This is a genomic window from Micromonospora sp. MGP-C2, from assembly GCF_057766525.1.
Window position 1 is genome coordinate 233,724 of the sequence record NZ_JBYMEN010000002.1, and the last position, 11,708, is coordinate 245,431.

At 70.0% G+C, this 11,708-nt stretch carries 6 protein-coding genes; 3 read left to right on the forward strand and 3 right to left on the reverse strand.

The genetic code is table 11. The features are described from left to right. Nucleotides 1–50: 50 nt before the first annotated feature. The 3 genes from AC3CF1_RS00545 to AC3CF1_RS00555 all read right to left on the reverse strand — a co-directional run bounded on the left by AC3CF1_RS00545 (nt 51) and on the right by AC3CF1_RS00555 (nt 3,598). Nucleotides 51–1,469: a WGR domain-containing protein gene (locus tag AC3CF1_RS00545; protein ID WP_488449249.1), complete on the reverse strand. Its 1,419-nt coding sequence runs from the start codon at nt 1,467–1,469 to the stop codon at nt 51–53. A 62-nt stretch (nt 1,470–1,531) separates the two neighbouring features. Beyond that, nucleotides 1,532–2,491, reverse strand: a complete 960-nt coding sequence (locus AC3CF1_RS00550) for an acetamidase/formamidase family protein (protein ID WP_141909077.1) — start codon at nt 2,489–2,491, stop codon at nt 1,532–1,534. An 81-nt stretch (nt 2,492–2,572) separates the two neighbouring features. Continuing rightward, the gene (locus tag AC3CF1_RS00555; protein ID WP_488449250.1) at nt 2,573–3,598 is read right to left on the reverse strand and encodes a polysaccharide deacetylase family protein; all 1,026 of its coding nucleotides are present in this window, start codon (nt 3,596–3,598) and stop codon (nt 2,573–2,575) included. A gap of 363 nt (nt 3,599–3,961) precedes the next feature. Between AC3CF1_RS00555 and AC3CF1_RS00560 the strand changes: the two genes are divergently transcribed. The 3 genes from AC3CF1_RS00560 (at nt 3,962) to AC3CF1_RS00570 (ending at nt 11,676) form a co-directional block, all read left to right on the forward strand. Further along, nucleotides 3,962–5,044 carry a glycoside hydrolase family 19 protein gene (locus AC3CF1_RS00560; RefSeq protein WP_141909078.1) on the forward strand — a complete coding sequence of 361 codons (1,083 nt, stop codon included), beginning with the start codon at nt 3,962–3,964 and terminating at the stop codon, nt 5,042–5,044. 262 nt (nt 5,045–5,306) lie between these two features. Further along, the gene (locus tag AC3CF1_RS00565) at nt 5,307–10,922 is read left to right on the forward strand and encodes a GH92 family glycosyl hydrolase (protein WP_488449251.1); all 5,616 of its coding nucleotides are present in this window, start codon (nt 5,307–5,309) and stop codon (nt 10,920–10,922) included. A gap of 94 nt (nt 10,923–11,016) precedes the next feature. Next, nucleotides 11,017–11,676, forward strand: a complete 660-nt coding sequence (locus tag AC3CF1_RS00570) for a phosphotransferase (RefSeq protein ID WP_354981614.1) — start codon at nt 11,017–11,019, stop codon at nt 11,674–11,676. The last annotated feature ends 32 nt before the right edge of the window (nt 11,677–11,708 follow it).

An 11,708-nucleotide genomic window follows, 5' to 3' on the forward strand; every position in this document is an offset into this window, starting at 1 on the left:
CGGTGGCCCGTCAGCGCCTGCCCGGCCACCGGAGACGCTGCGGTCGCCGCTCAGCGCAGGCGGCGGATGTCGCCGAACGCCCGGTAGAACCCGCCCCGGCCGGCCTCGCGGACCTCGGTCACCAGGTAGCGGGCGCCCGGCTCGCGGATCCCCTTGGGGAACTGCACCGACCAGTCGCGTCGGTAACCGTCGGAGAGCACCTGGACCCGCAACCGCCCCCGATCGTCCAGGCACTGCACCACCACGCCCGCGCCGACGTCGCTGGTCACCTCGACGACCGTCGGCTGCACGGGCCGTGGTGCCTCACGGGGGGCCTTGACGTCGCGCACCTCGGGCACGTCCCCGGCCTGCGCCGCGCGGATCGCCGGCTCGCTCGCGTCGATGCAGGCCAGGTGGCCGCCGGTGGTGACGACGTAGAGCCGGTCGTCGTGGTATTGCATGGAGTAGGCCGAGCCGCAGCCGGTGCCGAGCTTCCACAGCCGCGTGCCGGCCGCGTCGAAGCAGTAGATCGAGGACTGGCTGTCACCGGCGAAGACGTACTGGCCGCCCTCCGCGGTGGCGCACGAGAACACCGGGGCGTCGCACCGGTAGGTGCGATCCAGTCGCCCTGCCTTGGACAGTCGCACCACCTCGCGGGTGCCGGTGCCGGCGAACACGCTGCCGTGCTCCTGCCAGCCGAAGAGCACCGAACCGGTCCTGGTGTGCCACAGCTCGCCGCCGGTCCGCCACTCGTAGCCGGTCACCCCCTGCGAATGGCCGTGGTAGATGGCGTCGCTGTCGCACCGCACCATCCACGCCGAGCGGCCCCGCCCGGGCCGACGCCACAGGAACTCGTCCTCGTGGTCGACCGCCGTGATCCCGCCGTCGGCATCCGACACGCCCAGGACCCCGTCGTGGATGTCCAGCCAGTAGATGTCGATCTCCGGGGCGATCGCGTACGCCACCCGGGGCATCTTGCCCGAGAGGTCGTAGACGTTGCCGTCATCGCAGCCGGCGTAGATCCAGGCGTCGTCGGCGACGATGCACTTGACCCCGTCGGGGAGGCGGACCTGACTGCGCACCTGGGCGTCGTGGTCGAGCGTGGTGATCACGCCGTGCTCGTTGCCGACCATGCAGTGCTGCCCGTCGACGAAGATGCCGAAGGCGGGAGCGCCCGAGTCGTAGCGCCAGAGCACCGGAGCGGTGTGGGCGGTGGAGCGGGTGCTGACGATCTGCCGCCGGGAGACGGTGCGCTTCTGTCGGACGCCGGGAACCGCCGGCGCGTAACCCTTGCGGACCTTCTCCCCGATCTTCTTCGCGGCGGCGGCGCGGGCCCGCGCGTTGTCCGGGTAGGCGCTGGCCTTGATCTGCCCCTGGTCGCCGATCCGGCCGTAGCGCACGGTCAGCGTGGCGTTGTCGACGATGACCTCGTAGAACTTGTGCGCACCGTCCACTTCGGACAGTTCGAGGTAGGTCGTCTCCTGGGACATGGGGGCCTCCGAGGGGTCAGCGACCGGCCAAACGTGGCCGGCGCGGCGACAGTGCGCACACGCTAACGGCGGCCCCCGACAGAATCGGCGCCCGGCCAGCCCAGCGCGTCGTCACGGAGGACCGCGTGCGCGCCGACGGTCTGATTGACGATCTGCGTCACCCGCACGTCGACCGCGATGCTGGCCAGCGCCACCGCGTCCGCGCGGCTGAGGCCGTGCAACCGCTGCATCAGGGTCAGCATCGAGTCCAGAGCCATGAACGAGGCATCGTCGAGGGACGCGCCGACGCCCAGGGTCAGCCACGCGTCCGCGGTGCGGGCCACCGGGCCGGTGACCGGGAAGTCGTCGCGGACGTCGAAGGTCAACGTCACCTCGTCCATCGGGCACTCGATCGCGGTGCCGCCGACCTCGCCGTCGCCCTGTGCGGCGTGGCCGTCCCCGACCGAGAACAGCGCGTCGTCCACCGGGATCGGCAGCAGGAGGGTGCTTCCCGCGGTGAGGTCCCGGCAGTCCAGGTTGCCGCCCCACGGGCGCGGCGGGATCGTCGAATGACGCCCCGGCTCGGCGGGTGGCATGCCGAGCACCCCCATGAAGGGCCGCAGTGCGATCGTGTGGCCATGCTGGTTGCGGCCGGTCATCGTCGCCGGGTCCAGCGTCCAGGCATGCACCACCGGTTGTTCCTGCACGCCGTAGCGCTGGTTGAACCCGCTCGGCCAGCCACCGGCCACTGTGGTGCCCCAGGTGGCGGGGACGACCGCATCGATGCGTACCGCGAGGGTCTGGCCGGCGCGCGCACCGCGGACCGCGACCGGCCCGACCAACGCGTGACCGTGGTCGGGTTGATGCTGCGCGACCCGGGGCCGGTCCCGGTTCGCTCCGCCGGGATACGGACCGGCCGACCACCAGCAGTCCAGGGTGCGGTACGTGACGGTGTCACCGGGGTCGATCGTGAGCACGGGCGGGAAATCGGGGGAGAAGTGGCCGTGCAGGCTGTCGTCGGAGGGGGTGAGGGTGTGTCGCATCAGTGCAGGTTAGTGGCCCCCCGATCCGCGCGACGGGGTGTGCGGCGGGCATCCGGGCGCCCGCCGCACACCGGCTCGGTGTCAGCCCGCCGTGCAGGAGCGGATCTGCGGACGAGCGCCGCTGTTGCCGTTGGTCATCGTGGTGAAGCCGAAGGTGTTGCCGCTGCCGTTGGACCGCATGGTCATCACGGTGCCGCTGCTGTCCCAGGTGGCGGTGCCGTTCCAGATGGTGGAGACCCGCTGCGGTGCGGTGATGGCCACCACCACGGTCCAGGTGCTGGCGCCGCTGACCGTCACCGAGGTGTTGTAGCGGTCGCCCCAGACGTTGGTGGTCGACGCCGTCGCCGTGCAGGTGCCGCCGCTGGGTGGCGGGGTGCCACCGTCGGGCGGCGGGGTCGTGCCGTCGGGCGCGACCGCCCGGCCGGTGGACGGCGAGATCATGCCGGGGCACAGGTTGCGGCTGGTCAGGTTGGCCATGATCTGCGGTATGGCGTCGCGGGTGTTCTGGATCCCGTCGTGCATGAGGATGACCTGACCGGCCTGGAGGCGGCTCGCGTTGGCCACGATCTGGCTGACGCTCGCGCCGTTCCAGTCCTGCGAGTCCACGTCCCAGATCACCTGTCGCATGCCGAGCGATGACGCGACGGACTGGAGGGTGGAGTTGGTCTCCCCGTACGGCGGCCGGAACAGCTGTGGCCGGATGCCCGTGGCGGACTGGATCGCCGAACTGGTCTGGGACAGGTCGGACTGCATCTGAGCCTGGCTCATCGAGGTCATGTGGGCGTGGTTCCAGCTGTGGTTGCCGACCCACATGCCGGCGGCCACCTGTGCCTGGGCCGCCGAGCGGTTGTTCTGGACGTTCTGCCCGACGTTGAACATGGTGGCCCGTGCGCCGTTGCTGCGCAGCACGTTCAGCAGCGCGCTGGTGCTGCCGGTCGGACCGTCGTCGAAGGTGAGACCGACGTAGCCGTTGCAGGTGGCGGCGCTCGACGGGGTCGAGGTGGCCGCGAGGACCACGCCGCACATCGCGACGGCGGTGGCGAGGACGGCGAGCGCGGCGCGAAGCCGCCTCGACCACAGCGCCGTGCGGGGGAAGAGCTTGCTCATGTGGTGCCCTTCTCGCGGGAGGCATAACCGGGACATCACGGAGCCGTTGCATCGACCGTGATGGATCGGAGTATTGCAGCGGGATTTCCGGCACGTCAACAAGTTCCGGAAGCCGTCCGAAACGAGATGGGTCGGCGGTTCGCTGGTCCTGGCAGTCAGCAAATCGACGTCCGATGAGTTGATCCCCAAGGCATCGCTCGCATGATCCGGAAAATGGCCGAAACTTCCAACATCCCGTCACCGCTCCGCCGAGGCGGTGGCTCCATCGCAACAGTAAAGAAAGTAAACAGAAAATGTTACAGTCAGCTATGTCTATACCTGGCCGAGTCTGCGGCCAGTGGGATCCCAGGAAGGAGTGATCACATGACGAGACTGCGCGCGCTGGTCGCGCTGGTGGCACTGACCGTGGTCGGCGGGTTGGCTGCGGTCATCCCGTCGACCGCTGCGTCGGCGGCCGCCTGTTCAGCATCGTGGCAGGCCTCGGCCGTCTACTGGGGAGACGCACAGGTCTCCCACAACGGCCGCAACTACCGGGCGAAGTGGTGGACCCAGGCCGAGGCGCCACCGGGTACGACCGGTGTCTGGGAGGACCTCGGCGCATGCGGGGGCGGCACCACGCCGCCGCCCACCGGAGGCACCTGCAACCACCCGAACTGGGCTGCCGGAACCTGGTATGCGGCAGGGGCGATCGTGCGGTACACCAACGGTCTCTACTACGTGGCCGAGCACGACAATCCCGGCTACGACCCCATCGTCAGCACCTGGTACTGGGAGCCCTACACCTGCGGCGGCCAGCCACCCACCACCCCGCCGCCCACCGACCCGGGCGGCTTCGTGGTCACCGAGGCCCAGTTCAACCAGATGTTCCCGGGCCGCAACTCCTTCTACACGTACTCCGGGCTCGTCGCCGCACTCAGCGCCTACCCGGCGTTCGCCAAGAGCGGCAGCGCCACCGTCCAGCGTCAGGAGGCGGCCGCCTTCCTGGCCAACGTGCACCACGAGACCGGCGGCCTCGTGCACGTGGTCGAGCAGAACACCGCGAACTACCCGCACTACTGCGACCCCGGCCAGCCCTACGGGTGTCCGGCCGGGCAGGCCGCCTACTACGGGCGTGGGCCGATCCAGCTCAGCTGGAACTTCAACTACAACGCCGCCGGAAACGCCCTCAACCTGCCCCTGCTGACCAACCCGTGGCTGGTGCAGACCGATGCCGCGGTGGCCTGGAAGACCGGAATCTGGTACTGGATGACCCAGAACGGGCCGGGCACCATGACCGCCCACAATGCGATGGTCGGCGGTGCCGGTTTCGGTGAGACGATCCGCAGCATCAACGGCTCGATCGAGTGCAACGGCGGGAACCCCGCCCAGGTGCAGAGCCGCGTGACGAAGTACCAGCAGTTCGTCGGCATCCTCGGTGTGTCCGCCGGAGCCAACCTCTACTGCTGATCCGCGGCCGGGCCTCGGCGCACGTCGCCGTACGGCGTCGGGGCCCGGCAAGCGGTCGTGGGTAGCCCGGCCCGTTTCATCGCCATCAACCCGTTGACACGGCCGTGCTGCGCCCGGAACTATCAGCGACAAGTCCACCCGCCCCGACTCTCGTTGTTCGCCAACTCCAATGACAACGATGTCAGGGCACCGCCCACCACGCTCCACTCAGTCCAGACCTTCGACGTACTCGACCCGTTCGAGTCGAAAGGCCCCGTCCCTCATGTCGCATACCCCCCTTGCGCGTTCCCTGTCTCCCCGCCTGATCGCCGCGACGACAGCCGTCCTGCTACCGCTGGGCCTGCTCGTCGCCGCGCCCCTGGCCAACGCCGCCCCCACCTCGGCGACGCCCGGCAACTTCAGCTCCTCGTTTGAGACCGCCGACCCGCAACCCGCCACCAGCACCGTGGAGGTCGGCGCGAACGGAAAACCGGTCCAGGGCAACCTGAGTGGCAAGGTCACCACCCTGCCCGGCAGCCTGCTCGGCCAGGTCAGCGCCGTGACCGCGAGCGACGAGAACCAGCCCCGAGAGATCGCTGCGAACCTCAAGGACGACGACTCGTCGACCAAGTGGCTGATCTTCCAGTCGAGCGGCTGGGTGACCTACCAGCTCGCCAAGCCGGCCACAGTGCTGCGCTACTCGCTGACCTCGGCCAACGACGCACCGTCGCGCGACCCCAGGGACTTCGTCGTCCAGGGCTCCAACGACGGCAGCACCTGGACCGACCTGGACAAGCGCGTCGGCCAGACGTTCAGCGGCCGGTACGCCACCAACAGGTACAGCTTCACCAACACGAACGCCTACGCCTTCTACCGGCTGAACGTCACAGCGAACTCCGGTGACTCGCTCGTGCAGCTCGCCGACTGGAACATCAGCGACGGCTCCGACGTCCGTCCGCCGGCCACGCCGATGGTCAGCGAAGCCACCGCCGGTCCGAACGGCGGCTACACCACCAAGCCGGACGCCGGGTTCACCGGGCTGGCCGCGCTGCGCTACTCCGGTGGCGCCGAGGGCGACGGCCGGTCGTACGCGACCAACAAGCTGTTCGACGTCAACGTGCCGGTCGGGCCGAAGACCCGTCTGTCGTACAAGATCTTCCCGGAGTTCACCACGGGCAACGCCCGGTACCCGTCCACCTACGCCGCCGTCGACCTGCACTTCACCGACGGCAGCTACCTGAGTGGGCGCTCGCCCGTCGACCAGCACGGCTACCTGCTCACCGGTGCCGGCCAGGGCGCGTCGAAGGTGCTCTTCGCCGACCAGTGGAACCTGGTGCAGGCCGACCTCGGCACCATCGCCCGCGGCAAGACGATCGACCGCATCCTGCTGGCGTACGACAACCCGCAGGCCACCGGGGACACCCAGTTCCAGGGGTGGCTCGACGACATCGAGCTGACGGCCGCGCCGGCGTCGATCGACGGCACGAAGCTGACCAACTACGTGGACACCCGTCGGGGCACCAACTCGACTGGCGGCTTCTCGCGCGGCAACAACCTGCCGATCACCGCGGTGCCGAACGGCTTCAACTTCTTCACCCCGGTGACCGACGCGACCTCCAACTCCTGGGAGTACGAGTACCACCGGATCAACAACGCAGCCAACCTGCCGATGTTGCAGGGGCTCGCGATCTCCCACGAGCCCAGCCCGTGGATGGGTGACCGCAACCAGATGTCGGTCATGCCCGTCGTCGGTGGCGGTTCCCTCACCGGCCAGCCCGCCAGCCGCGCGCTCGCCTTCAGCCATGACGACGAGACCGCGCAGCCGGACCTCTACCGGGTCACGCTCCAGAACGGCCTGGTCGCGGAGATGTCGCCCACCGACCACGCCGGGATCATGCGGTTCACCTTCCCCACCGGGCAGGCGACCGGAAGTCTCGTCTTCCACAACGGCACCTTCACCATCGGCACGGACGGCACCCTCACCGGCTGGGTCGACAACGGAAGTGGCCTGTCGGCCGGTCGTAGTCGCATGTTCGTGTCCGGTGCGTTCGACCGGGCGCCGACGGCAACCGCCGCGACCTCGGCCACCTTCGACGTCTCCACCACCCGGGAGGTGACGATGCGCCTCGCGACGTCGTTCCTCTCCGTCGACCAGGCGCGCCGCAACCTCGATCTGGAGGTCACCGGCAAGAGCTTCGACCAGGTCCACGCCGCCGCGACGGCGATGTGGAAGGACCGGCTCGGCCGGGTCGAGGTGCGTGGCGCCACCGAACCGCAGCTGGTCTCGATGTACTCGAACCTGTACCGGCTGAACCTCTACCCGAACTCGCAGTCGGAGAACACCGGCACCGCCGCCGCGCCGCGCTGGCAGTACGCGAGCCCGGTCTCGGCGCCGACCGGCGCGTCGACCCCCACCCAGACCGGTGCGAAGATCGTCGACGGGCAGATCTACGTCAACAACGGCTTCTGGGACACGTACCGCACCGTGTGGCCCGCCTACGCGCTGCTGTACCCGGACGTCGCCGCCCGGACCTCCGATGGCTTCGTCCAGCACTACCGCGACGGCGGTTGGATCGCCCGCTGGTCGTCTCCCGGCTACGCCGACCTGATGACCGGCACCAGCGCCAACGTGGCTCTGGCCCAGGCGTACCTCACCGGGGTCAAGCTGCCCGACCCGCTCGCGGCGTACGACGCGGCCGTCAAGGACGCGACCGTCGCGTCAGGGCGCAGCGCGGTCGGACGCAAGGGCATCGAGACGTCGCTGTTCCTCGGCTACACGCCGACCTCCACCGGGGAGTCGGTGTCGTGGGCGTTGGAGGGCTTCATCAACGACTACGGCATCGGCAACATGGGTGCGGCCCTCGCGAAGGACCCGGCCACGCCGAAGTCGGAGCGCGCCCGGCTCAAGGAGGAGTCGCGCTACTTCCTGGAGCGTGCCCGCAACTACGTCCACCTCTTCGACCCGAAGTCGAAGCTCTTCCAGGGTCGCGACGCCGCCGGTAACTTCCTCGCCGGCGACCCGCTGGACTGGGGTGGCGTCTACACCGAGACCAACGGATGGAACTTCGCCTTCACCGCCCAGCAGGACGGTCAGGGTCTGGCCAACCTGCTCGGCGGGCAGAAGGCGCTGCGGGACAAGCTCGACACGTTCTTCTCCACCCCGGAGAACGCCGACCGACCCGGCGGGTACGGCGGCGTCATCCACGAGATGATCGAGGCGCGCGCGGTGCGGATGGGTCAGCTCGGCATGAGCAACCAGCCGTCGCACCACATCCCGTACATGTACAACTTCGCCGGCGCGCCGGCGAAGACCCAGGCGACGGTACGGGAGATTCTGCGGCGCCTCTACGTCGGCAGCGAGATCGGCCAGGGCTACCTGGGCGACGAGGACAACGGCGAGATGTCGTCGTGGTACATCCTCAGCTCGCTGGGCATCTACCCGCTGCAGGCCGGGTCGTCCGAGTGGACCATCGGTTCGCCGCAGTTCACGAAGATGACGGTGCGTCGCACCACTGGCGACATCGTCGTCAACGCGCCGAGCAACAGCACCCGCAACGTGTACGTGCAGGACGTCAAGGTCAACGGCAAGAAGCAGCACGGTCTGTCCCTGGACGTGGCCGCACTCGCCAAGGGCGGCACCATCGACTTCCAGATGGGCCCCAACCCGTCCTCCTGGAGCAGCGGCAGGAACGACGCGCCGCCGTCGTTGACCAAGGGTGACCAGGCGCCGAAGCCGTTGCAGGACACCACCGGCCCCGGCCTCGGCACCGCGACCGCAACCGGCGGTCAGGACGCCTCGAAGCTGTTCGACGACTCGTCCACCACGCAGCTGACCTTCACCTCGGCGACCCCGCAGATCTCCTGGGCGTTCCGTGGCGGAAAGCAGAAGCCGACGTACTACACCGTCACGTCCGGGGCGAGTGCTGGCGATCCGGCGGACTGGCGACTGCAGGGCTCCAACGACGGCATCACCTGGACCACAGTGGACTCCCGCAGGGACCAGGTGTTCCGGTGGCGCAGTCAGACCCGCCCGTACACGATCGACAAGCCGGGTCGGTTCGCGCAGTTCCGTCTCGCGGTCACGAAGACCGTCGGCGCCGCGCAGACCAGTCTCGCCGAGATCGAGTTGCTCGCCGGTGGCGACGTGGCCATCGGAGGCGGCGACATCGCGGTGACCGCCGCGTCCGGCGTGCACGCAACGTCCGGCGTACCGGTCTCGGTGCCGCTGGCGTCCGTCACCGGTGGCACCGCGACCGGCTACCGGGCCACGATCGACTGGGGTGACGGCACACCGGTCACCGAGGGCACCGTGACGCTGAGCTCGCGGGCCGTCTACAACATCGGTGGGTCGCACACCTACGCCACGCCGGGCTACCACCAGGCGAACGTCACGGTGACCGACGGCGAGAGCCAGAGCTCCGCGACGGTCGGCGTCGAGGTGGCGTACGCCCCGACCTCCGGCCTCACCGCCGCGTTCGACACCGTCTGTGTCGGTGACGAAGGCGTACTCGCGGCGGACTGCGACGCCAAGTCGTGGGCGTACTCGCGGGCCGCCCTGGCGGCGGGCGGTGCGACGCAGGGCCAGCGGCAGCAGGTCCCGGGGACCGCGTTGCAGTTCACGCTGCCGGTGATCCCGGCCGGGCAGCCGGACAACGCCACCGGCAACGGTGCCACGGTCCTGCTCGACCTGCCGGAGGACGCGAAGAGCATCTCCTTCATCGGCGCCGGAACGCAGGGCAACCAGAGCACCACCGGCACGGCGAACTTCAGTGACGGCAGCACGGCCAGCATCCCGATCCAGATGAGCGACTGGACGCTGGGCGGCAACGCCAACGGCACCCCGTCCTACGGCAACATCGTCGTTGCCCGGACGGCGTACCGACTGCACGGCACGAGCCGGGACGGCGCCCAGCCGTTCCTGTTCGCGACCGCGCCGTACCAGATCCCGGCGGGCAAGACGCTGGTGTCGGTGACCCTGCCGACGCAGACCGGTGACCCCCGCTCGGCGGGCCGGATCCACGTGTTCGCCGTCGCCAACGACGGCACGCCGGCCCCCGCGCTGGCCACTGTCGCTCCAAAGGACCAGACGGCGAACGCCGGGCAGGCCCTCGCGGCGAACCTCGGTTCGGTGACCGGCGGCGTTCCCGGCACGACCGGCTACCGTGCCCGCGTCCAGTGGGGTGACGGCACGGCTCCGGACGACGTCACCATCGGTGCGTCCGGTGCGATGAGCGGGCAGCACACCTACACGCGGGAGGGCACCTACACGGTGCGCGTCACCGCGTGGGACACGCTGTCGAGCAGCACCGAGGCCTTCACCGTGACCGTCGCGCGAGGCGGCTCCCAGCCGACGATCGCGCTGTCGGCTGCCGGCGCCGTCACCACCGGCGGCACTGTCACCGTCGACGGCAGCGGGTTCGCCGCCGGCGAACAGGTGACCGTCAGCGTCGGCACCGACCCGGCCCGGGCCACGAAGGTCGCGGCCTCCGCGACGGGCACGGTCCGCGTCTCGGTCCCGACCTCCGGCGACGCACAACCCGGCCGGTACGCGGTCACCGCGACGGGCGCGTCGACGCGTACGCCGGCCACGGCCATTGTCCAGGTGACCGGGCAGGCCCAGGCGCCGACCTACCAGCCGCGGGTGGCACTGCTGACCACCTCGGGTCCGCGTGGCACGTCGATCACCATCGACGGTTCCGGGTTCGTTCCGAACGAGGCGGTCACGATCACCGTCGGGAACGGCCTCGCGGTCAGCACGGTTCGCGCGAACGGTGACGGTGTCATCTCCGGCGCGACGGTCAGCGTTCCGGGTGCGGCGAAGGCGGGCGCGACCAGCGTCACGCTGAGCGGTGAGAAGTCGGCGACGAAGGTGTCCCGGCCGTTCACCGTCACCGGCTAGCACTGAGCCGGGGACAGCGCAGCAGGGTGGGGCGGGCCGTGATCACGGCCCGCCCCACGCGCTTGTCGCGCAACCACTGTTAGCGTCGTCTGCCATGGCCGATCACGCGCTGCTCGCCTCGGGGCGCGACGCCGACGTCTACGTGCTCGACGAGTCGCGGGTGCTGCGCCGCTACCGGCAGGGCGGGGACAGCGCGCCCGAGGCGGCGTTGATGGCGTACGTCGCGGCCGCCGGCTACCCGGTGCCCATGGTGTACGAGGCCCGAGGGCCCGACCTGGTGCTCGAACGACTCGACGGCGAGACTCTCCTGGTGTCGATGCTCACCGGGCGCACCGGCATCGGCGCCGCCGCCGACCTGCTCGTGGGCCTGCACGACCGCCTCCACACCCTGCCGGCCCGCTTCAGCGTCGACCCGGCGGACCGCGTCCTGCACCTCGACCTGCACCCACAGAACGTCATGGTGACCTCGCGCGGGCCAGTGGTCATCGATTGGCGCAATGCGACCGAGGGGCCGGCCGACCTGGACGTGGCCATGACCGCTCTCATCCTCGCCGAGGTGGCGGTCAGTCAGGACCCGCAGGTCGCCGATCTTGCCCGGGACGGCCTCGACGCCTTTCAGCGACGCGCGCAGCCGCCCCGGGCCAGCCAACTACGGCGTGCGGTGGGTCAGCGCCGGGTCGATCCGGCGCTGACCGCCGTCGAGAAGTCCGCCCTGGGCCGTGCCGCCGCACTGGTCCAAACTCGGGAGGGTTGAAGCAGACCGTCCACCCGCGCTCAGCTCACTGC